This window comes from Mycetocola sp. Y171, assembly GCF_056713165.1.
The window spans coordinates 975,355-997,929 of the sequence record NZ_JBWYGX010000002.1; the positions used below are offsets into that span (position 1 = coordinate 975,355).

The 22,575-nt window shown below is 66.0% G+C and carries 20 protein-coding genes and 1 tRNA gene; 16 read left to right on the forward strand and 5 right to left on the reverse strand.

The window, feature by feature from the left end:
* Nucleotides 1-48 precede the first annotated feature (48 nt).
* Nucleotides 49-564, forward strand: a complete 516-nt coding sequence (locus AC1M2K_RS14345) for a CinA family protein (protein ID WP_480236481.1) — start codon at nt 49-51, stop codon at nt 562-564.
* Here AC1M2K_RS14345 and AC1M2K_RS14350 read toward each other — a convergent pair.
* The gene (locus AC1M2K_RS14350; RefSeq protein ID WP_480241480.1) at nt 487-966 is read right to left on the reverse strand and encodes a ribosomal maturation YjgA family protein; all 480 of its coding nucleotides are present in this window, start codon (nt 964-966) and stop codon (nt 487-489) included. The two genes, AC1M2K_RS14345 and AC1M2K_RS14350, sit on opposite strands and share 78 nt — an antisense overlap.
* The gene (locus AC1M2K_RS14355; RefSeq protein WP_480241481.1) at nt 959-1,846 is read right to left on the reverse strand and encodes a hypothetical protein; all 888 of its coding nucleotides are present in this window, start codon (nt 1,844-1,846) and stop codon (nt 959-961) included. Before AC1M2K_RS14355 ends, AC1M2K_RS14350 begins: the two co-directional genes overlap by 8 nt.
* A gap of 149 nt (nt 1,847-1,995) precedes the next feature.
* Between AC1M2K_RS14355 and AC1M2K_RS14360 the strand changes: the two genes are divergently transcribed.
* The 3 genes from AC1M2K_RS14360 to AC1M2K_RS14370 all read left to right on the forward strand — a co-directional run bounded on the left by AC1M2K_RS14360 (nt 1,996) and on the right by AC1M2K_RS14370 (nt 4,472).
* The gene (locus AC1M2K_RS14360) at nt 1,996-2,871 is read left to right on the forward strand and encodes a transposase (protein WP_480241482.1); all 876 of its coding nucleotides are present in this window, start codon (nt 1,996-1,998) and stop codon (nt 2,869-2,871) included.
* Between the two features lie 64 nt (nt 2,872-2,935).
* Nucleotides 2,936-3,247 (forward strand): DUF7882 family protein, encoded by a 312-nt coding sequence (locus AC1M2K_RS14365; protein WP_480241483.1) that lies wholly within the window; start codon nt 2,936-2,938, stop codon nt 3,245-3,247.
* 154 nt (nt 3,248-3,401) lie between these two features.
* Nucleotides 3,402-4,472, forward strand: a complete 1,071-nt coding sequence (locus AC1M2K_RS14370) for a fatty acid desaturase family protein (protein WP_480241744.1) — start codon at nt 3,402-3,404, stop codon at nt 4,470-4,472.
* A gap of 35 nt (nt 4,473-4,507) precedes the next feature.
* Here AC1M2K_RS14370 and AC1M2K_RS14375 read toward each other — a convergent pair whose 3' ends face one another.
* A complete protein-coding gene (locus AC1M2K_RS14375) occupies nt 4,508-4,957 on the reverse strand; it encodes a hypothetical protein (RefSeq protein ID WP_480241484.1) in 450 nt (149 codons plus the stop codon).
* Nucleotides 4,958-5,051: 94 nt separating this feature from the next.
* On the opposite strand from AC1M2K_RS14375, the gene AC1M2K_RS14380 reads away from it, so the two are divergent.
* Complete coding sequence (locus AC1M2K_RS14380; protein ID WP_480241485.1) at nt 5,052-5,528, forward strand: DUF6194 family protein; 477 nt, start codon at nt 5,052-5,054, stop codon at nt 5,526-5,528.
* Between the two features lie 58 nt (nt 5,529-5,586).
* Here AC1M2K_RS14380 and AC1M2K_RS14385 read toward each other — a convergent pair.
* Nucleotides 5,587-5,669: transfer RNA gene (locus AC1M2K_RS14385), tRNA-Leu, on the reverse strand.
* A gap of 38 nt (nt 5,670-5,707) precedes the next feature.
* On the opposite strand from AC1M2K_RS14385, the gene AC1M2K_RS14390 reads away from it, so the two are divergent.
* The gene (locus tag AC1M2K_RS14390; protein ID WP_480236474.1) at nt 5,708-6,313 is read left to right on the forward strand and encodes an ANTAR domain-containing response regulator; all 606 of its coding nucleotides are present in this window, start codon (nt 5,708-5,710) and stop codon (nt 6,311-6,313) included.
* A gap of 143 nt (nt 6,314-6,456) precedes the next feature.
* Here the strand turns inward: AC1M2K_RS14390 and AC1M2K_RS14395 are convergent, their stop codons facing one another.
* Complete coding sequence (locus AC1M2K_RS14395; protein ID WP_480241486.1) at nt 6,457-6,879, reverse strand: hotdog fold thioesterase; 423 nt, start codon at nt 6,877-6,879, stop codon at nt 6,457-6,459.
* Nucleotides 6,880-6,936: 57 nt separating this feature from the next.
* On the opposite strand from AC1M2K_RS14395, the gene polA reads away from it, so the two are divergent.
* The 10 genes from polA (at nt 6,937) to uvrB (ending at nt 22,572) form a co-directional block, all read left to right on the forward strand.
* Nucleotides 6,937-9,597 (forward strand): DNA polymerase I, encoded by a 2,661-nt coding sequence (gene polA, locus AC1M2K_RS14400; protein ID WP_480241487.1) that lies wholly within the window; start codon nt 6,937-6,939, stop codon nt 9,595-9,597.
* Between the two features lie 45 nt (nt 9,598-9,642).
* Nucleotides 9,643-11,319 carry a DUF885 domain-containing protein gene (locus AC1M2K_RS14405; protein ID WP_480241488.1) on the forward strand — a complete coding sequence of 559 codons (1,677 nt, stop codon included), beginning with the start codon at nt 9,643-9,645 and terminating at the stop codon, nt 11,317-11,319.
* Nucleotides 11,309-11,959 carry a DUF4166 domain-containing protein gene (locus AC1M2K_RS14410; RefSeq protein ID WP_480241489.1) on the forward strand — a complete coding sequence of 217 codons (651 nt, stop codon included), beginning with the start codon at nt 11,309-11,311 and terminating at the stop codon, nt 11,957-11,959. The genes AC1M2K_RS14405 and AC1M2K_RS14410 overlap by 11 nt, the downstream gene beginning before the upstream one ends.
* On the forward strand, nt 11,956-12,942 hold the full coding sequence (locus AC1M2K_RS14415) for an epimerase (protein WP_480241490.1): 987 nt from the start codon (nt 11,956-11,958) through the stop codon (nt 12,940-12,942). The genes AC1M2K_RS14410 and AC1M2K_RS14415 overlap by 4 nt, the downstream gene beginning before the upstream one ends.
* 15 nt (nt 12,943-12,957) lie before the next feature.
* Complete coding sequence (locus tag AC1M2K_RS14420; protein ID WP_480241491.1) at nt 12,958-13,872, forward strand: ATP-grasp domain-containing protein; 915 nt, start codon at nt 12,958-12,960, stop codon at nt 13,870-13,872.
* Nucleotides 13,873-13,983: 111 nt separating this feature from the next.
* Nucleotides 13,984-17,205: a fibronectin type III domain-containing protein gene (locus AC1M2K_RS14425; RefSeq protein ID WP_480241492.1), complete on the forward strand. Its 3,222-nt coding sequence runs from the start codon at nt 13,984-13,986 to the stop codon at nt 17,203-17,205.
* Nucleotides 17,206-17,383: 178 nt separating this feature from the next.
* Nucleotides 17,384-18,829, forward strand: coding sequence for a 30S ribosomal protein S1 (gene rpsA, locus AC1M2K_RS14430; RefSeq protein ID WP_480236466.1), 1,446 nt, complete (start codon nt 17,384-17,386; stop codon nt 18,827-18,829).
* Between the two features lie 176 nt (nt 18,830-19,005).
* Nucleotides 19,006-19,665, forward strand: a complete 660-nt coding sequence (locus AC1M2K_RS14435; protein ID WP_480236465.1) for a TetR/AcrR family transcriptional regulator — start codon at nt 19,006-19,008, stop codon at nt 19,663-19,665.
* Nucleotides 19,666-19,685: 20 nt separating this feature from the next.
* On the forward strand, nt 19,686-20,294 hold the full coding sequence (gene coaE / locus AC1M2K_RS14440) for a dephospho-CoA kinase (protein ID WP_480236464.1): 609 nt from the start codon (nt 19,686-19,688) through the stop codon (nt 20,292-20,294).
* Nucleotides 20,295-20,505: 211 nt separating this feature from the next.
* Nucleotides 20,506-22,572 (forward strand): excinuclease ABC subunit UvrB, encoded by a 2,067-nt coding sequence (gene uvrB, locus AC1M2K_RS14445; protein ID WP_480241493.1) that lies wholly within the window; start codon nt 20,506-20,508, stop codon nt 22,570-22,572.
* The last annotated feature ends 3 nt before the right edge of the window (nt 22,573-22,575 follow it).

Here is a 22,575-nt window from a genome sequence, read left to right on the forward strand (position 1 = left end):
CAGTGTCAACCCCTTGGGAGGTGGGGCAGCGGCACTCACAATGGACGTATGCCTTCCCCTGACCCCAGTGAAGCCCACGCGATCGTTCTCGCCGAGTCGATCGCCGCTGCAGTGCGCGGGACCTCGCTGCGGATCGCCGTCGCTGAGTCGCTGACGAGCGGCGCGATCGCCGTGAGGCTCGGCGCAGCACCGGACTCATCAGAGTGGTTCGCCGGGGGAATAGTGGCGTACATGACCGAGTCCAAGCACCACGTGCTCGAACTCGGGCAAGGCCCCGTCGTCTCCGCGAGGGCCGCCGAGCAGATGGCCACCGGCGTCGCCAAGCTCATGCGGGCCAACCTCACCCTGTCCGTCACCGGTGTCGGCGGTCCCGACGAACAGGACGGGCAGGAGGTCGGCACGATCTTCATCGGTGTGCACTCACCGCGCGGCGAACTCCACGTCGCAGAACGCCACCTCGGTGGAAGCCCGGCAGAGATCGTGGATTCAGCGGTCGTCGCGGCGCTCCGGCTGCTCGAGGCCCGCGTCCACGCGCTCGTCCAGCAGAGCGCGCGCACTCACTGAGTCGTCCAGGGTCCCGGATGGACGCCGGAGCAGTCGGTCGGCGATCACGGCGAGGCCGACTCCGACAGCGGAGCTGACCAGGTCCGTGGCGACGAAGGTCGTGCCCAGTACCAGGCGCGCAGGCGGAAAGACGCCCGTCAGCGCTGAAGGAAGCCCGGTGAGCTGCAGGAGCTCGACCGCCACGCAGATCGCGAACGCCACCAGGCCGACCCGAACGGTCGACGCCGTCGGCACCAGAACGGCGACAAGGAGGAACACCAGTACGGCGTAGAGGATGCCGCCGGTCACGTCGCCGATCGCTCCGGGAATGGCACGAACGAGAAGCCCAAAGACGATCACGACGACAGAGACGCCGAAAAGAACCCATCTCGACCGCCGCGTGCGTCCTCGGTCGTCAGTCACGGTTGAGGACTTCGCTGTGCTCGGGTACGAGCGCCTCGGCGCTGATCAGAAACTCCCCGCTTTCACGACGCGGGGCCAGCCAGATCGACGACACCGGCACGCGAACGCTGAGGATGACGACGCTCGTCGAAGCCGGATCCGCTGACGGCGACCAGTCGCGGGCGACCCGGATGTCAGCGAACCACACAGACAGGGTGTGGAAGTCGATGTCGTCCGCAACCCGGTTCACCAGATCCCCGGGCGGTCCGCTCTCGAGCTGGTGAATGAGAACCGCGTCCGTGGCCTCCGTCATCCGGAATCGCCGGTGCACGAGGACGCTGTCGATGCCGGCCTGGGTAGCCCTGGCCGCGATCGTGCTGCGGGAGATCTCCATGAGGTCTGCGATGACCTTGCCGATCCCTGGGACGTCTGCGACGAGCTCGTCGGCCGTTGAACGTGCCTCGGAGGAGACGTAGAGAAGGCCTTCGTCGTCCGACCCGTACACGCTTCGTGAGATGGCCGTGCTCATCAGCACGACGAGTGGGCTCATCGTGATGCCTGGGCCGCCCTGTGTTGCTTCGACGAGGTCGGTGAACACGGCGTCCCAGAGAGTCGGCGCGTTCGTGGCGGCGGCCCGCGCGCAGTGCGGGAGCATGGCTGCGAGATCGCTCGTGGTGTCGCCGGCTGCGGCGAGGTCGAGCAGTCGCTTCCTCAACGGCAGGCAGGCTGCTTCCAGGGCGGCTGCGCGCCTGGGGTGAAGGACCAGGTATGCCCGCAACTGGTCGGCCCCGGTGTCCAGCAGGGCATCTCCTTCAGGCGCAGGAGAGTACGCCTCGTCCTGCCCGGGCGTGGCGACCACCGGCGCACGGCGCCGCAGACGTGCGAAGAACTTGTTGGGCACGCATCAATCATGACGGACGTGGGGCGTTCACGGTGCACCCCCGTCCGGGCACTCGTTCGCCGCGTCCGTTTTCGGCAGCCCGCCTGACCCCGCGACGCCCGCGTATCCTGAACGCAGACGCCCGAGAATGGCACGTGAAAGGAGAGCGCATGGACCTGGACGACGTGCTCGTCGACCTGTACCTGCGCACACCGGCCGAGTTCACCGCCGTGCGCGCGTCGCGGGTCGCGGCCGCCAGGGACGACGGGGATGCCGACCTGGCCAGGACGATCGGCCGGCTGCCGAAACCCTCGGCGGCAGCGTGGCTGGTCAACCTCCTCTCGGCCCGGAAATCGGCCGAGATCGACCAGCTCGTCGCGCTGGGCGCCGAGATGCGCGAGGCCGAGAAAGACCTGGATGCCGGCGACCTGCGCCGTCTCGGGAAACAGCGATTGCTTCTCATCCGATCGATCGCCGCGCTCGGCAAGGACCTCGCGGCTGAGGCAGGCCATCGGATGAGCGCCGCCGCGCTCATCGAGGTCGAACAGACGCTCCACGCAGCGATGGCCGATGCAGGAGCAGCAGACGCGATCCGGAGCGGCAGACTCCTGCGGGGGCTCACCTCGTCAGGCATCGACCCTGTCGACCTCGACGGTGCCGTCGCTCTTCCCTCAGTGATCGTCGAACGGGCCTCCCGCCCTGCACTGCGGGCCGTGGACGACGAAGCATCCGGGCGACGGCTCGCCGAGGCGGAGGCGAAGGCACGGGATGCGCGTGCGAGCGCCACAGCGGCCGAGGATGCCCGGGCGGAACTGCGAACCAGACGGACCGCCCTGGGAGAGCGACGACTCGCACTCGGAACCGCACGTGACGAGCTCGAGGCGAAGCTGGCCGCCGTCGAACAGGATCTCGCCGCCCTCGATCGCGACGATGAGGCACTCAGCCGCGCGGCGGCATCCGCTGATCGCACCGCGGATGTGGCCGCCCGCGCCGCGGAGCGCGCGGAGAAACGGCTGGCGGACCTGCAAGAAAGTCGCAATGCGTGACTCAGGGGCCGCGGCGGGCTATCGTGCATAGGAAGGCGTCGCCCGATGCGGGAGGGTGTGAACCGTGGGAAAACTGCTGTACGGGTTACCGCCGGTCGAGATCGAACTGACCGACAGGGAACTGGCGCACGTCAAGGTCGTCATCATCACCAAGCTGCGGCGGAGTGAGATGTTCGCCTTCACCGTCGACGGCCGGATCGGATCGGATCAGTCCGGCAGGCGGGTGATCTGGATCCATCCGGCGATTCCGATTCAGTTCCAGTTCGACGGACTGGGCGAGGACAAGCTCAACCGGACCTGGCTCGAGGACCTGATGGCGTCCGCGAATGGCGGGGGCAGTCTCCGGGTCTCGCCTGAACCACCCGAATCCCACTGAGATCCCTCTTTCTTCGGGTCCGCTGAGGATCGGCCGCGCTTCGCGGCGCGAAGCGTAGACTCGATTCACCGGCAGCCCCAGACCTCGGTCGCCCCCAGCGATTCCGTCTCTCGGTCTGGAGGACACCGTGGCATCCGTCGACGTATCCACTCGAATCATCCGAACACATCCGGGCGGTCCGGGCGGTGCAGTGCTGGGGGATTTCACCGACCTGGCGCACGCCGTCAAGGCGTCAGGTCTGCTCCGCCGCCGGTACGGCTACTACTGGACCAAGCTCATCGCGGTCCCTGTCGTGTTCGCAGCGTCGGCCGCGGCGTTCATCCTCATCGGCGAGAGCTGGTGGCAACTGCTCGTCGCCGCGGGGCTGGCAGTGCTGTTCACCCAGACGGCATTCCTCGGGCATGACGCCGCCCACAGGCAGATCTTCCAGTCAGGCAAGTGGAACGACTGGACCAGCCTCATCATCGGCAACCTGTTCGTCGGGATGAGCTACGGCTGGTGGCAGCACAAGCACACGCGCCACCACGCCAACCCGAACCAGGAGGGGAAGGACCCGGACATCGACCTTCCGGTGATCTCGTTCACGCCCGCCCAGGCCCGGAACCGGCGCAACCCCGTCACCGGGTGGCTCGTCGCCCACCAGGGCCTCTTCTTCTTCCCGATTCTGCTGCTCGAGGGACTCTCGCTGCACGCATCGAGTGTCCGCCGGCTGTGCAGCCGCGACCACATCGACCGTCGCTGGGTCGAGATGGCGTTCATCACGATTCGGCTGGCCGGGTACCTCACCCTGGTCTTCCTCGTTCTCTCACCCGGGATCGCCTTCGCGTTCCTCGGTGTGCAGCTGGGCCTGTTCGGGTTCTACATGGGCATCGCGTTCGCTCCGAACCACAAGGGGATGCCGCTGGTGCCGAAGGACATGAAGCTCGATTTCCTGCGTCGTCAGGTGATGATGAGCCGCAACGTCAAGGGCTCCCGCTTCCTCGACATCGCCATGGGCGGGCTCAACTACCAAATCGAACACCACCTGTTCCCGTCGATGCCCCGCCCCCATCTGCGCCGTGCCGCGCCTCTCGTGGCCGAGTACTGCCGGTCGCACGATGTGCCGTACACCGAGACCGGGCTGTTCCAGTCCTACGGGATCGTGCTGAAGTACATCAACCGCGTCGGCCTGGGGGAGAGCGATCCGTTCGCGTGCCCGCTCGTGGCCGAGCGCGCGGCCATCTGACCTGAGGGGGAGACAGGCCCGCGCGAGCGGGCCTGTCAGTTCTCGCCGTTTGGAAGGGCTTCGTGGTGCGGCCGACCGCGGCTCCGGCGATCTTCCTTCATCTCGGCCTCGAAGAGGTGCCGCTTCCCGTCGACGAGCTCTTGCCGTGCCCTTCTTTCCGCGGCGGTGACGGCTGAGTAGTAGTTGTCGTCGTAATCCTCGACGATCTGGAAGGTCCAGCGACCATGGAGAACGTTGCGCCCGACGATGTCGCGCGCGATCTCCTCCGCCAGTTCGGTGTGCCCGGCCGCGCGGAGAAGGTCGACAGCTTCGCCGAGCGCCAGGTCGGCCTTGCCCGTGAGCCGGTGGAACCCGTAGAGATAGCCGCGGGCGTGCTCGACGACCTCGAGCGCCTCAGACAGCTTCCCGAGCGCTTCGACCGTGTCGTCGCTGACCCCTGCTGGGCGGCGGTGGGCGGAATCGGGGCCGGTGTCTGAAGAGCTCATAGCCAGCAAGTATGGCTGCCGTCCCTTCGCCCGCACCATCCCCTTGCGCCAGGGTCGCTGGGCGGGGAATGAGGATTCTGGCAGACTGTCGCGCATGAGCGAGAGCGACCTCCTGGACTTCGGCGAGAGCCTCCCCGGTGTCGTCGTGATGACGGCCGATGAAGCGTCAGGAGCGCCGGCATCCGCATGGGGCGACAGCTTCTTCTACTACGACCCGGACGACGACGACGCGAACAGGCGGACGCCGTTCACCACGATCGTGGTCAGCAACTACCCGGGTTTCGATGAGTCATCAGAGCTCGACCGCCCCGGCGTGCACCGGCTCAACATCGCCGTCGGGCGAGCCGTTTATGCCGAGCTGCTCGGTCACACGCCGGACGAACACACCGCACGATCAGGTGACTACGACTACGCCGAGCTCGACCGGATCCTGCCGCATCCGATCTATGCCTCGCAGGCGTGGGTGTCGATCCTCAACCCGGGGGAGCGGACCGGCGATCAGGCCCGTGCACTGATCAGCGCTGCCCGAGATCTCGCCGCGCAGCGTCATGATCGGCGGACGTCGCTCTGAGCGAACCGACCCCTCCACGTTCGCGCTGGCGCTGGAACGTCGAGGGGTAACCCTGTTGTACCGGTGGTGGGACTCGAACCCACACGTCCTTTCGAACAAAGCATTTTGAGTGCTCCGCGTCTGCCATTCCGCCACACCGGCGCACAACAACGTGCACCAGAGTACCGTAGGATTAAGCCGTGACCGAGCCAGAAGCAACTCCAGCAGCCCCTCGTCGAGTAGTCGTAGCCGAAGACGAATCGCTGATCCGCCTCGATATCGTCGAGATCCTCCGAGACAATGGCTTCGAGGTCGTCGGCGAGGCAGGTGACGGCGAAACCGCTGTTGCGCTGGCCACCGAGTTGCGTCCTGACCTCGTCATCATGGACGTCAAGATGCCTCAGCTGGACGGAATCTCCGCCGCTGAGCGTCTCAACAAGGCGCAGATCGCACCGGTCGTCCTCCTCACCGCGTTCAGCCAGAAGGAACTCGTCGAACGTGCGAGCGAAGCGGGCGCACTTGCCTACGTCGTGAAGCCGTTCACCCCGAACGACCTGCTGCCGGCCATCGAGATCGCTCTCAGCCGATACCAGCAGATCATCACCCTCGAGGCCGAGGTCGCCGACATGGTCGAGCGCTTCGAGACCCGTAAGCTCGTCGACCGCGCCAAGGGTCTCCTCAACGAGAAGATGGGCCTCACCGAGCCAGAGGCGTTCCGCTGGATCCAGAAGGCATCGATGGATCGCCGCCTGACCATGCACGACGTCGCACAGGCGATCGTCGAGCAGCTCACCGCAAAGAAGTAGCTCTCACCCTCGAAACGGGCCGGTTCACCGGTCCGTTTCGTCGTTAACAGGTAGTTCGAGGGCATCAGATGCGGTCGAAGGCACCACGAGCGCGGGGGACTCTCGACCGGAAATGATGCTTTCGGTCGGACGGGCGGATGCCGTCAGCCGGCAGGCAGGTCCTTGATCAGGTTCGTGATCCGGATGGTCGAGCACCTGCGGCCCTGTTCGTCGGTCACCGCGATCTCGTGCACGGTCATCGACCGTCCCAGGTGGATCGGCGTGCACACACCTGTCACGATCCCAGACGTCGCCGAGCGCGTGTGGGTGGCATTGATGTCGATACCGACGGCCAGTTTGCCCGCGCCGGCCCAGAGGTTCGCCGACATCGACCCGAGGGACTCGCCGAGGACCACATAGGCGCCCCCGTGGAGCAACATGGCCGGCTGGGTGTTGCCCTCGACCGGCATCGTGGCGACGGCCCTGTCGACAGAGAACTCGACGAACTCGATCCCCATCTTTGCGGCGAGTGCACCCCCTCCACGCTGCAGGACGTAATCGAGGTCGTTGGGGGTCTTCGCGGTCATCGTCGCCTTTGCTCGTGCTCGAAACCCACTGTCGCTTGTCGCTTGTAGGCTGGGGTGGTGTCGGACAACGAAAAGCCTACCCTCCTCGTCATTGACGGTCATTCCCTCGCATTCCGGGCGTTCTACGCCCTGCCTGTGGACAGTTTCTCCACGAAGGACGGCCAGCACACCAACGCGATCCACGGCTTCCTCGCGATGCTCATCAACCTCATCCGAGACCACAAGCCGACCCACATCGCCGTGGCGTTCGACATCTCGCGGTTCAGCTTCCGCACCCGTGAGTACCCGGACTACAAGGGCACCAGAGGCGAGACTCCGTCGGAGTTCATCGGTCAGGTTCCCCTGCTCCAGGACGCCCTTGCTGCAATGAACATCACCACGATCTCGATCGAGGACTACGAGGCAGACGACATCCTCGCCACCCTCTCCGTCCAGGGCAGGGAACAGGGCTATCGCGTCCTCGTCGTCTCCGGAGACCGCGACACGATCCAGCTCGTCAACGACGACGTCACCCTGCTCTACCCGTCGCGCATGGGCGTCTCAGACCTGACCAGGTACGACGCCGCCAAGGTGATGGAACGCTACGGCATCCAGCCTCACCAGTACCCGGAGGTCGCCGCTCTCGTCGGTGAGACGAGCGACAACCTCCCCGGAGTCCCGAAGGTCGGCGAAAAGACCGCCGTGAAGTGGCTCAACCTGTACGGCACCCTCGACGGGATCCTCGAGAACGCCGACAAGATCGGCGGCAAAGTGGGGGAGAGCCTCCGTGAGCACAAAGAGAACGCGATCCGCAACCGCAAGCTCAACCACCTGCTCACCGATGTCGAGCTTCCCGTCACCCTCGACTCGCTCGAGAAGCGGCAGATCGACGAAGAGGCCGTCCGCGAGATCTTCGCGCGACTCGAATTCCGCACGATGCTCGATCGCCTGCTCAAGGCCGAGGGGCTCGACGAGGAGTCCACAGGGATCCCCTCCGTTCGCGTGGGTGCCGCGAAGATCCCGGCCGCACAGCAGCTGCTCGACGAGGAGCTCGGCGCCTGGCTGACGCGCGCGACCACGGCGAACCCCACCGGCCTCGGGCTCTCCATCGACGTCTTCGAAGGCAAGCCCGTCGGTGTCGGAATCGCCACACCGACCGAGTCCGTCGCGCTTGCGTGGCAGCAGGGCCGCGCTGACTATGCACCATTCGAGGCCTGGCTCGCCAGCGACGCTCCCAAGGTGATGACGGATGCGAAACGGCAACTGAAGGCGTTGACGTCTGTCGGCCTCGCTTTCGACGGCATCGCGTTCGACACCCACATCGCCGGCTGGCTCCTCCGCCCGAGCGGAACAGAGAAGACCCTCGCTGACCTCGTCTCCCGGTATCTCGACGAGTCGGTCCCGAAGTCGGATCCCAACCAGCTGTCGCTCGACGACCCGGCGACGGCTCCGCTCGAGGCCTGGTACACCGTCCGCCTCGTCGCGCCGCTGACCGAGGCCCTCGACGACGGGTCGCTCAAGGTTCTCCGTGACATCGAGATGCCGACGCTGCTCACCCTCGTCGACATCGAACTGCGCGGCGTCACCGTCAACCACGAACAGCTGACCGAGCTGTCCGCCGAGCTCGGAGCGAAGGCTGCAGATCTCGCGTCGCAGGCATACGCCATCATCGGTCACGAAGTGAACCTGGGCTCGCCGAAGCAGCTCCAGGAGGTGCTGTTCAACGAGCTCGACATGCCGAAGACCCGAGCCAACAAGACCGGCTATTCGACGGATGCCGGTGCGCTGGCCGATCTGCAGGCATCCAATCCGCATCCGTTCCTCGGGCTCCTGCTCGAACACCGCGACGCCACCAAGCTGCGTCAGATCGTCGAAACCGTCGACAAGGCGATCGCAGACGACGGCCGCGTCCACACGAGCTACGTGCAGACGGGCACGACGACCGGCCGGATCTCCTCGACGGACCCCAACCTGCAGAACATCCCCGTCCGCACCGAAGAGGGCAGGCGCATCCGTGCGTCGTTCGAAGCCGGCGCCGGGTACGAGACGCTGCTCACCGCCGACTACTCCCAGATCGAGATGCGCATCATGGCGCACCTCTCCGGCGACGAAGGGCTGATCGAGGCCTTCCGGTCCGGCGAGGACCTCCACCGGTTCGTCGGTGCGCGGATCTTCGGCGTCGAGCCGGCAGACGTGACCAACGAGATGCGCACCAAGGTCAAGGCGATGTCGTACGGCCTCGCCTACGGACTCAGTGCCTTCGGCCTCTCCAAGCAGCTGCGGATCGACTCGTCCGAGGCCAAGAAGCTCATGAGCGACTACTTCGCCCGATTCGGCGCCGTGCGCGATTACCTGCGCAACGTCGTCGAGCAGGCCGTGGACGACGGCTACACGACGACCATCTTCGGCAGGCGGCGTCCGTTCCCCGACCTGAAAAGCCCCAACCGGGTGCTGAGGGACAATGCTCAGCGGGCCGCTCTCAACGCGCCGATTCAGGGCTCGGCGGCCGACATCATGAAGATCGCCATGGTCGACATCGAGGCAGACGTCGCCGCGGCCGGTCTGGGTTCCCGCATGCTGATGCAGGTCCACGACGAGCTCATCTTCGAGGTCGTGCAGGGGGAGTGGGACGACCTGGAGACGATCGTCCGCGCCCGGATGGCGAACGCCGCCGACCTGACCGTGCCGCTCGACGTGCACGTCGGTCGCGGGCACGATTGGGACGCCGCAGCGCACTGACCGGATTCCGTGACGCGCGGTCGCCGCTGTCGTAGGCTCGACTCCATGACTGAACCGCAGCGCACTCCGTCCGCCGTCGACGCGATCGCCGAAGACTGGGTCGACACGCTCGTCGAACTCGATCCCCTGCTCGGAACATACATCGGCAGGACCGAAGCGAACAGCCGGTTCGGCGACCTGTCACCTGCCGGTCACGACCGGTACATCGGCGAAGTGAAGAAGGTGCTGGCTGCGCTCGACGCCGCAACACCCGTCGACAACATCGACGAGGTCACGAAGACCGACCTCACCAACGAGCTCCGCCTCGACCTGGAGAGCTCGGACGCGCAGCTTCAGCTGCGCGACCTCAACGTCATCGCCTCACCTGCCCAGGGCATCCGGGAGATCTTCGACATCATGCCGACGTCGACCGTCGACGACTGGGATGACGTCTCGTCCCGCCTGAAGGCCCTCCCTGCTGCGGTCGCCGGCTACGTCGAAACTCTCCGCCTCGGTGTCGAGCGCGGGATCACCCCGGCGAAACGCCAGGTCCGCGAGGTCTTCGAACAGGCGAAGAAGTACGGCGCCGACGAAGGATTCTTCATGGAGCTCGCAGCGACGGCGGCTCCGGAGAAGGGCCAGCTCCCCGCATCCCTCGCCTCAGACCTCGCTGTCAACGCCGGGCAGGCCGCCGTGGCATACCGCTCGCTGGCCGACTTCCTCGCCCACGAACTCGAACCCGTCGCCCAGGAGAAGGATGCCGTCGGGCGCGAGATCTACGCGCTCCAGTCCCGCAGGTTCCTCGGGGCCACGATCGACCTGGACGAGACCTATGAGTGGGGCATCGACGAGCTCGCCCGCATGGTTGAGGAGCAGGAGTCGATCGCCAGGGAGATCAAGCCAGGTGCGAGCGTCGAGGAAGCGATCGCGTTCCTCGACGGAGACCCCAGCCGCAAGCTGCACGGCACGGACGCCCTGCAGAAGTGGATGCAGGAGACCAGCGACAGAGCCGTCGAAGAACTGGGCCGCAGCCAGTTCGACATCCCCGAGGAGATCCGCACCATCGAGTGCATGATCGCGCCCACCCAGGAGGGTGGAATCTACTACACCGGGCCGACGGATGACTTCTCCAGGCCAGGCCGGATGTGGTGGTCGGTCCCAGAGGGTGTCACCGAGTTCGACACCTGGCGCGAACTCACCACCGTCTACCACGAGGGTGTTCCAGGGCATCACCTGCAGATCGGCCAGGCCGTCTACAACCGCGCGAAACTGAACACCTGGCGTCGGCAGCTTGCAGGCACGTCAGGACACGCCGAGGGCTGGGCGCTGTATGCCGAACGGCTGATGGAGCAGCTCGGTTACCTCGACGACCCCGCCGACCGGCTGGGCATGCTCGACGGCCAGCGGATGCGTGCAGCCAGGGTCGTTCTCGACATCGGGGTGCACCTGGAGAAGCCGCTCCCGGACGGCAGTCGCCCGTGGACCGCTGACGACGCGTTCGCCTTCCTCAGGAAGAACGTCAACATGAACGACGGATTCGTCCGCTTCGAGGTCAACCGGTACCTCGGCTGGCCCGGCCAGGCGCCTTCCTACAAGGTCGGCCAGCGGATCTGGGAGCAGCTGCGTGACGAGTACGCGCGCCGCGAGGGCGCGAGCTTCGACATCAAGGCGTTCCACCGGAAGGCACTCGACCTCGGCGGAGTCGGACTCGACACGTTGAAGCGCACCCTCCTTGCCGACTGATCCGGCTCCTGCGCCTGCGCTGTCTCCGTACGAACGCGTCCTCGGGCCGGAGTTCGCGGGGCTGCATCCACGCCTGCACGCCTACTTCTCGACGATCCCGTCCGGGAGCATCGGCACGGGGAACGGTGTGTTCGACGTCGTCGGCACGTCAAGGCGCTGGCTCTGGCCCGCGCTGTGGCTGCTCGGACTGGCCGGTGTCGTCTTCCCGGTGTGGGAACGCGACGTGCCGTTCACCGTCACCAACACGCCGGCGGATGCCGGCGGCCGGCCGGCGGTGAGCGCGGTGCGTCGGTTCAGCTTCGACCACGGTTCCAGGGACATGATCGACGTCATCTCGGCACAATCGGGAGGGCTGGTCGACCGTCTCGGATCCGGTGGCCTGATCGAGGCCGCATTCAGCTCCCGCGTCGTGGACGGCGGACTCCACCTCAGATCCACCCGCGTCGTCATCCATCTCGGAACCCTCGCCATCCCGATCCCGCACGGCCTGGCCCCTGTGGTCCGACTGACCGAACGGTTCGACGACGCGACGGCGATGCAGCAGGTCGCCGTCACGATCGACGCGCCACTCGTCGGTAGGCTCTATCAGTACAGCGGGGCCTTCCGGTATTCCGTCAGCAGTGGGGGAGATCCGTCGTGACCGATCGCATCGTCATCGCCGGGGCCTCCGGCTTCCTGGGCCATCATCTCGTCGCCGGGTTCCGGGCCGACGGCGCCACGGTGAGCGCTGTCGGGCGCGGCTCTGCGGATGCCGTCTGGGGCGACACCGCTCGGATCACCCGTCTTCTCGACGGAGCAGACCTTCTCATCAATCTGGCGGGGAAGAGCGTCAACTGCCGGTACACGCCGGCCAACCGCGCAGAAATCCTCCGATCCCGCGTGGAGACGACCAGGGAACTGAACGCCGCCGTCCGGGCATGCATCGCGCCACCGGCGCTCTGGGTGAACTCATCGACGGCGACGATCTACCGGCACGCTGAAGACCGGCCGATGACCGAATCGACGGGCGACCTCGGCACCGGGTTCAGCGTCGGCATCGCCCGCGCCTGGGAAGAGGAGTTCTTCGCCAACGACCTCCCGGGCACCCGTCGCGTGGCGCTGAGGCTCGCCATCGTCCTCGGCGATGGAAGCGCACTGACACCGCTGCGACTGCTCACGAGGTTCGGCCTCGGCGGCACCCAGCGCGACGGCCGCTGGCCAGCATCACGGAGCCGCCTGGCGGCGGGGACCTACCACGCCTTCGGAGCGCGAGCAGGCCGGCAGAAGTTCAGCTGGATCCACATCGACGACGTCGAGCGCATCATCCGGTTCCTCCGCGAGACCGACGACATCGACGGCATCGTCAATGCCGCTGCACCCAACCCCACTGACAACCGCGGCTTGATGGCGTCGTTGCGCCGCGCACTCGGGATGCCGTTCGGGCTGCCGACCACACGCTGGATGCTCGAACTGGGAACCGCGGTCATCCGGAGTGAGACCGAACTCGTCCTGAAGAGCCGCTGGGTCGTTCCTGAACGGCTCACCGCCGCCGGGTACGAATTCGCGCACCCGGACCTCGAGCCCGCGCTCCGGTCGATCGTCTCGCCGACGGCCCGTACGCTCGACAGCCCGCTTCCCGCCTGAACCCGAAAGAACCAGATGTCCAGGATCGCCCTCGTCAGCCATGGAATCACAGACCCCGTCTACACCGACCACGATCTTCCCCTGCTCACCGATGCGTTGGCCGTCGCAGGCATCCCGGCCAGGATTGTGCTCTGGACTGACCCGTCGATCGTCTGGCAGGACTTCGACCTGGTGGTCATCCGTTCGCCGTGGGACTACCCGGAACGTCCGAGGGAGTTCCTCGACTGGCTCGACTCGGTTGCGGCCGTCACCACGGTCCTGAACGCCCCCGACCTGATCCGCTGGAACATCGACAAGACCTACCTGCGCGACATCGCGGCCGTCTCGGACGTCCCCCTCGTCCCCACCACGTTCTGCACCACGCACGCCGAGGTCGAAACAGCATGCGCTGCCGTCGACGCGGCCCGACTGGTCATCAAGCCCTCCGTATCCGCCGGTTCGCAGAACACCGGCCTGTTCGAGGTCGGCGATCCCGCAGCTCTGGTCCTCGCCGACCTGATCCTCGACCTCGGGAAGACGGTGATGGTCCAGCCGGCGATCGACGGCGTCCAGGAACACGGCGAACACGCGCTTCTCTACTTCAACGGACGGTTCAGCCACGCCATCTCGAAGGGACCGCTGCTCGCCGTCGGCGGCGGGCTGCTCGGCGGCGTGTACACCGAGGTCGTTGCCGGCGTCGATCCGTCCGCTGACGAACGGGCGGTCTGTGATGCGCTCGTCACCGCGATCCGTGCCGTCCTGGCCGGCCGAGGCCTGAGCGACGCCGAGTCTCTTCCGCTCTATGCCCGCATCGACGTGGTCGACGATCCGGTGAAGGGCCCGCTGGTGCTCGAAGCCGAGCTCTTCGAACCGTCGCTGTTCCTTCACTCGGATCCGGATGCCGTCGGCAATTTCGTCGCGGCTCTCCGGGAGCGCACCCCTCGCGACTGACCACCTCCCAAACGTGAGTGTCCCTCACTTGGGGGACTGGTGTGCCACCCCGATGGGGGACTACTCCTGACACCAGTGACCCTTTCCGGGCGCAGGACGGCAGGAGTTTCCATGGTCGGACAGCCGGGCGAAGCCCGTTCCCGTCTGGCGCTGCTTCGGGCGGCATGCATCCCGGCCCTGATCATCGCCCTCGCAGTTCCGACAGCACCGGCCTTCGCGGCCGATCCGCCTCCGCCGGGCGAGGACTTCACCATCGCCGTGATCCCCGACACGCAGGGCTACACAGTGTCCGCCACCAACGAGTCGAAGTTCGAGGACCAGGTCGACTGGGTCGTCGAGAACCAGGACGACCTCAATATCGCGTGGGTGACGCAGCTGGGCGACCTCGTCGAGTCGTGGCCGAACGTGAATCACTGGAATCGGGCAAGCAAGTACATGAAGGTCCTCGACGACGCGGGCGTTCCGAACAGCGTGCTGCCGGGCAATCACGACATGAACATCGTCACCGGTGAGGCGACCACATACGACACGTACTTCCCTCCGAGCAGGTATTCAGGGGCATCCTGGAACTCGCCTGAGGCCTCATACGGCGGATACCTCGGCCAGAATCTGTTCGGCCCGGACCCCGTCGACCGCAAGAACAAGGACAACTTCGGCCTGCTGACCGCAGGCGGCATGGACTTCGTCCTGATCAACCTCGAATTCGAATCGCCGGACTACACCCTCGACTGGGCGCAGAAGGTGCTCGACGCGTACCCGGACCGGCGCGCCATCATCTCCACCCACGGGTTCATCACGACCGGTGGGAGCCGCTCGAACACCACAGTGCGCAGCGACCCGGGCATCAACTCGGCCGTGCAGGTCTGGAACGAGCTGATCTACGACAACTGCAACATCTTCCTCGTCCTCAACGGGCACTGGCACGACGGTGACGAAGGCGAAGCGAACCGCACCGACCCGAACGCGTGCGGTCAGCCGGTGCACCAGATTCTCTCCGACTACCAGTCCCGCATCAACGGCGGGGACGGCTGGATGCGGTACTACACGTTCAGTCCCACCGCGGGAACGATCGCGGCGAAGACCTACTCGCCGACGCTGGGCCGGTTCGAGACGGACGCGGACAGTGAGTTCAGCCTCAATTACGACATGTCGCCTGCCAGCTCAGGCGAGCGAGAACTGCTCGTGCGCGGCGGCGGCGAATGGGCCTGGTGGTACCAGAACGTCGCCTGGCCTGCGGGCTGGTCGACCACGGGGTTCGCCGACGGCAGCTGGGCGAGGGGGAACGCCGTCCTCGGCTTCGGCAACAACGGCAGGACGACGAACATCGACGTGCCCCCACCGACCTCGAACCGGGGAAGAAGTGCGCTCTTCCGGCACACCTTCCAGGTGGCGGATGCCGCTCAATTGAGCGGAGTCAGTCTCACCACGCGCGCTGACGACGGCCTCGTCGTCAGTGTGAACGGCGTCGAGGTCGGCAGGAAGAACATGCCGACGGGAACCATCACCAACGCGACATACGCCACGGCAGCGCCGAGCACGAACGCGGCAACCGCTGCACCTGCTGTGTTCACGGTTCCCGCAGCGCTGCTGCAGAACGGCACCAACGTCGTCACGGCATCCGTGCACGTCAACTACCGTGGGACAGCCGACCTCAGTTTCGACCTCGTCATGACGGCGCTCCGCCAGGGTGGCGAACCCACCCCAGTGCCGCCCGGACGTCCGACCGTGACCACGACGGCCGTCGACAGCACCACGGCGCGCGTCGACTGGACCCCTGGGGCCGGTCCCGCAGCGGTCGAATATCGGGTCAGCCGTGACGGTGGGGCACCGCAGGCCGTGACCGAGCCGACGCGAACCTTCACCGACTCCGGCCTTGCCGCCGGTTCCCAGCACGACTACACCGTTGTCGCGGTCGGCCCGACCGGTCTGACTTCGCCGGCCGGAACGGCATCCGTCACCCTGCCACCCCCGGCCGGCACAACCAACCCGGTCACCGTGATTCCCTCAGGGTCGAGCTGGAAGTGGTTGTACTCCTCGAACGCGTGGCCGAGCGGATGGACGGGTCCGTCCTTCGCAGACAGCGCATGGGCCGCTGGCCAGGCACCGCTCGGATTCGGGAGCACGACCATCGCCACGAACATCGACGTGCCCCCGCCGACCTCGAACAGGCCGCGCACGGCACTGTTCCGGCACTCCTTCACGCTCGCCACGGCATCCGAATACTCCGACATGGTCATCTCTACGCGCGCCGACGACGGTGCAGCCGTGTGGGTCAACGGCACAGAGGTGGGGCGGCGGAGCCTGCCCACCGGAACCCTGAGCACCACCACATACGCGACGGCGGCACCGCGGACGAGCGCAGCGATCGCGGCACCTGTCCTCTTCGACGTCCCTACCGCACTCCTCAGGGACGGCGTCAACGTCGTCGCCGTCTCCGTCCACCTCAACTACCGGGGAACCACGGATGCCAGCATGGAACTGTCGCTCGCCGGCAAGCGGACGACAGGGGGACCGGCACAGGTCCCACCTGGCGCTCCGGCGGTCACGGCGACGGCGACGAGCCCGACTGCGGTTCGGGTCGACTGGACGCCTGGCACCGGACCACAGGCCGCGTCGTATCGCGTCCTGCGCAACGGCAGCCAGGTCGGCACGACCACAGAGCCGACCAGGACATTCGCCGACACCGGCCTGGCGCCGTCGACGACGTACTCCTACTCGGTCGTCGCCGTCGGAACGACAGGGCTGACCTCGACAGCGGGCACGGCCTCGGCAACGACTCCGGCACAGCCGCCGACCGGCGGGCCGGTCGTCCTGGTTCCGGGAGGGTCCACCTGGTCGTGGCTCTACTCCAACACTGCCTGGCCCGCCGGCTGGACGAACCTCGCCTTCGATGACACCGCGTGGCCGACCGGCCGCGCACCGCTCGGCTTCGGTTTCACCGGCGTCCAGACGAACATCGACGTCCCACCGCCGACAAGCAACCGTCCGAGAACCGCGCTGTTCCGCCACACCTTCACCCTCGCTGACATCTCGGAACTCTCCGCGATCTCCGCGACGACCCGCGCCGACGACGGAGTCGTCGTCTACCTGAACGGTGTCGAGATCGGCCGATCGAACATGCCGACAGGCCCGATCACGGCGAGCACCTATCCGCTCGGGGCGCCACGGACGTCCGCGGCGGTCGCGTCCCCGGCGACGTTCAGCGTTCCGGCGTCACTCCTGAACTCCGGGACCAACGTGCTGTCCGCGTCCGTTCACCTCAATTACCGGGGGACCCCTGACGTGAGTTTCGACCTCGTTCTGAATGCAACACGGACCCCGGCGGGCGGCTGATCGCCCCTCGATTCCCGCGGTTTCACGCAGGTTGCTTACCGCCAGCGGGAACCGATAGACTGACATGTCACTTTTGTGACGTTCTATCCGTTCGCCGTGCACGGAAACATCCCAGACAATCCCTGATTGACGAGGATCGTGTCGGCCTGAAATCAGTCCTTACTGGAGCAACCACTACATGACAACCGCAACGACCGCCAAGCAGGTCGCTATCAACGACATCGGATCGGCTGAAGACTTCCTGGCCGCGGTCGAGAAAACACTGAAGTTCTTCAACGACGGAGACCTCATCGAGGGCACCGTCGTCAAGATCGATCGCGACGAGGTCCTCCTCGATGTCGGCTACAAGACCGAGGGTGTCATCCCCTCTCGCGAACTTTCCATCAAGCACGACGTCGACCCCAGCGAGGTCGTCCAGGTCGGCGACATGGTCGAAGCCCTCGTCCTCCAGAAGGAAGACAAAGAAGGCCGCCTCATCCTGTCCAAGAAGCGCGCACAGTACGAGCGTGCGTGGGGCGACGTTGAGAAGATCAAGGACACCGATGGCGTCGTGACCGGTTCGGTCATCGAGGTCGTCAAGGGTGGCCTCATCGTCGACATCGGACTCCGTGGCTTCCTGCCCGCATCGCTCATCGAGCTTCGCCGGGTTCGCGACCTCACGCCGTACCTCGGCCAGGAGATCGAAGCCAAGATCCTCGAACTCGACAAGAATCGCAACAACGTCGTTCTGTCGCGTCGTGCGCTGCTCGAGCAGACCCAGTCTGAGAGCCGCACCACGTTCCTCAACAACCTCCAGAAGGGCCAGGTCCGCAAGGGCATCGTCTCGTCGATCGTCAACTTCGGTGCGTTCGTCGACCTGGGTGGCGTCGACGGTCTCGTCCACGTCTCCGAACTCAGCTGGAAGCACATCGAGCACGCGTCCGAGGTCGTCGAAGTTGGCCAGGAGGTCACCGTCGAGATCCTCGAAGTCGACCTCGACCGCGAGCGTGTCTCCCTGTCGCTCAAGGCGACGCAGGAAGACCCGTGGCAGGTCTTCGCCCGCACCCACGCCATCGGCCAGGTTGCACCGGGCAAGGTCACCAAGCTCGTTCCGTTCGGTGCGTTCGTTCGCGTCGCAGACGGCATCGAGGGCCTCGTGCACATCTCCGAGCTCAGCGGCAAGCACGTCGAGCTCGCCGAGCAGGTCGTCTCCGTCGGTGACGAGGTGTTCGTCAAGGTCATCGACATCGACCTCGAGCGCCGTCGCATCTCGCTGAGCCTCAAGCAGGCCAACGAAGGCGTCGACCCCGAAGGCACCGAGTTCGACCCGGCACTCTACGGAATGCTCACCGAGTACGACGACCAGGGCAACTACAAGTACCCTGAGGGCTTCGACCCGGAGACCAACGAGTGGAAAGAGGGCTTCGACACCCAGCGCGAGAAGTGGGAGCAGGACTACGCTGCAGCCCAGGCTCGCTGGGAGTCTCACAAGAAGCAGGTTGCTACGGCCGCAACGGAAGAGGCAGTCGCTGCCTCCGCCCCGTCAGCAGGCTCGAGCTTCTCCAGCGAGACGGCCGGCAGCGGCACCCTCGCGGACGACGAGTCGCTCGCGGCTCTGCGTGAGAAGCTGACCAGCAACTCCTAAGCACCACGAACACGTCGACTGGCCGGTCCCTGACGGGGCCGGCCAGTCGACGTGTGTGCAGGCGGATCCCGCCTGACCCGCTTGTTGGGGGCTTCGTAAAACACCCTGACTGATAATGTTGGCCGTGCCGCGAAATGCGACGGCTTCTCGTACGACACAACCTTCGAAGGGACGACGTGGACGTTGGTTCTCTGCGGCAGTACCTGGCAACTGACATCTCGAATGAGAAGTCACTCAGGAACAGCCCCCAACAGGAAAGAAGCCGCCAGAGTCTCGAGGCGATCCTCCGTGTCTGCGGCGAGATCATCGACGAGTCCGGTCACGCAGGTGTGACGACGGCCGAAGTCGCCAAGCGTGCCGAGATGGCCATCGGAACCGTCTACCGCTTCTTCCCGGACCGTATCGCCCTCATGCTCGGCGTCTACCAGTACATGCAGGACCAGTACGTGGCTCTGTGCATCGACAAGCTCCTGGACGCCGAACCGACGACGTGGCAGGAAGCGCTCGGCATCATGACCGACACGTCCGTCCTGGCCAGGCGCACCATCCCCGGCTTCAAGGCAACCCAGTACAGAATCCTCGGCGACGAGGAAAGCCAGGAACAGTACCTCAAGGGGTCGAACGAGTACGTCGCCGCACTGGCCGACCTGCTCTCACAGTTCGACTTCCCGACGGACGAACGCTGGCTCGTCCACCTGAACGTCGCCGTCGAACTCTCCCGCGCACTGCAGCGCCTCGCCTTTGACGCCTCCACAGACGGTGACCCCTGGCTTCTCGCCGAAGCCCGCGCCGTTCCTGTCGGCTACCTCGAGGGTCACCTCGTCCCGACGGCCTGACTCCCACAGGTGACCACTCCGTGTACCTGATCGGCCTGACCGGCGGAATCGCCTCAGGCAAGTCGACCATCGCACGTCGGCTGGCCGAACGTGGTGCCGTCCACATCGACGCAGACGTCCTCGCCCGCGAAGCGGTCGAGCCCGGCAGCCCAGCCCTCGCGGCCGTGGTCGAGCGGTTCGGGCCAGGCGTCCTCAACGATGACGGCAGCCTCAACCGCGCCGAACTCGGCGGGATCGTGTTCTCCGACCCCGAAGCCCTCCAGGCCCTCAACGCCATCGTCCATCCGGCTGTGCGCGAACTCACAGCTCGTCGAATCGCCTCCGCCGAAGAGGCGGATCCCGACGCCGTTGTCGTCTACGACGTCCCCCTCCTCGTCGAAGCACAGGTCCCGCACGCCTTCGACCTCGTCGTCGTCGCCAGCGCCGCGCCAGACACGAGGATCTCCCGCCTCGTCGGCATGCGCGGGATGTCTCCCGAAGAGGCCCGCAGGCGCATCGCATCGCAGGCCAGCGACGACGAACGGCTCGCCGTCGCCGACCGCGTCATCGACACGGATGGAACGATCGACGCCACCGTCGAGCAGGCAGACGCGCTCTGGGACCTGGCGCGGTCCTCTTCGTCGCGCTGACCCCGGGCTGCGGATCGTCGATGCCGCACCCGGGCTGTGGCGAGTTGCCCCCATCGGCTGTCGGGGCGATCGGGTTGCCCCACAAGGTCGTCCAGTCGCGGGTCGGACCACACGTCGGGGCACCTCGACGTGCCGACAGGCATCCGCGTGGCCGGCTTACCTCACACGTGCTGCACGCTTCGATGTCAGTGGGCGTGCCTAGACTCGAAGCATGCAACCCACGCGCTCTGTGCACCCGTTCGAGGTCATCAGCGAATACACCCCCAGCGGCGACCAGCCCAAGGCGATCGCCGAACTGAGCGGCCGGATCAACGCCGGCGAGACGGATGTCGTGCTGCTCGGTGCCACAGGAACCGGCAAGTCCGCGACGACGGCCTGGCTGATCGAGGCCGTCCAGCGACCGACTCTCGTTCTTGCCCACAACAAGACCCTCGCCGCGCAACTCGCCAATGAGTTCCGCGAACTGATGCCGAACAATGCGGTCGAGTATTTCGTTTCGTACTACGACTACTACCAGCCAGAGGCCTACGTGCCCCAGACCGACACCTTCATCGAGAAGGACTCGTCTGTGAACGCCGAGGTCGAGCGTCTCCGCCACTCGACGACCAACTCGCTGTTGAGCCGGCGAGACGTGATCGTCGTCTCGACGGTCTCCTGCATCTACGGTCTCGGCAAGCCGGAGGAATACCTCAACGCCATGATGGCGTTGCAGGTCGGCCAGCGGGTCGACCGCGACTGGCTGATCCGCAAATTCATCTCGATGCAGTACAACCGCAACGACGTCGACTTCTCCCGCGGCAACTTCCGTGTGCGCGGCGACACGATCGAGATCATCCCTGTGTACGAAGAACTGGCGATCCGGATCGAGATGTTCGGTGACGAGATCGAGGGACTGTACTCGCTGCATCCGCTCACCGGCGACGTCGTCCGCAAACTCGACTCGGTGTCCGTGTTCCCCGGTTCCCACTACGTCGCGAGCACGGACTCCATGCAGCGCGCCATCGGCACGATCCAGGAGGAACTGGGGGAGCGGCTCACCGAACTCGAGCGCCAGGGCAAGCTGCTCGAAGCCCAGCGACTGCGGATGCGGACGAGCTTCGACCTGGAGATGATGCAGCAGATCGGCTTCTGCTCAGGTATCGAGAACTATTCGCGCCACATGGACGGCAGGTCACCAGGGCAGGCACCCCACTGCCTCATCGACTATTTCCCCGACGACTTCCTCGTCGTCATCGACGAGTCACACGTCACCGTTCCGCAGATCGGGGCGATGTACGAAGGCGACTCTTCGCGCAAGCGCACCCTGGTCGAGCACGGTTTCCGGCTGCCGAGCGCCCTCGACAACCGCCCGCTCAAGTGGAATGAGTTCAAGGACAGGGTCGGCCAGACCGTCTACCTGTCCGCGACCCCGGGCCGGTACGAGATGGGGATCGCCGACGGCGTCGTCGAACAGATCATCCGGCCAACGGGCCTCGTCGACCCGCAGATCGTCGTGAAGCCGTCGAAGGGCCAGATCGACGACCTGCTCGAGGAGATCCGCCTCCGTGCCGGTCGTGACGAACGCGTCCTGGTCACCACTCTGACGAAGAAGATGGCCGAGGAACTCACCGACTTCCTCACCGAAGCCGGCGTGCGGGTGAGGTACCTGCACTCAGACGTCGACACCCTCCGCCGGGTCGAACTGCTCAGCGAACTCCGCTCAGGTGTCTACGACGTCCTCGTCGGGATCAACCTCCTCCGTGAGGGCCTCGACCTTCCGGAGGTCTCGCTCGTCGCGATCCTCGACGCAGACAAGGAGGGTTTCCTCCGGTCATCCACGTCGCTCATCCAGACCATCGGACGCGCGGCCCGCAACGTGTCCGGCGAGGTGCACATGTACGCCGACGTGCTCACCGACTCGATGAAGCGTGCGATCGAAGAGACAGATAGGCGCCGTGAGAAGCAAGTGGCGTACAACGTCGAGAACGGCATCGACCCGACCCCGCTGCGCAAGAAAATCGCAGACATCACGGATGCTCTTGCTCGGGAGGGCGCAGACACGGCTGCGATGCTGGCGAACCGCGACTCTCGCAAGAAGAGCCCGACACCGCGACTGCGGCGCGAGGGCATCGCGTCAGAGGGCGCCGCGGAACTCGAGGGAATCATCGCCGACCTCAACGACCAGATGCTGGCCGCCGCCGCCGAGCTGAAGTTTGAGCTGGCCGGGCGGCTCCGTGACGAACTGTCTGACCTGAAACGCGACCTCAGGCAGATGGAGAAGGCCGGACACCTGGGCTGACCT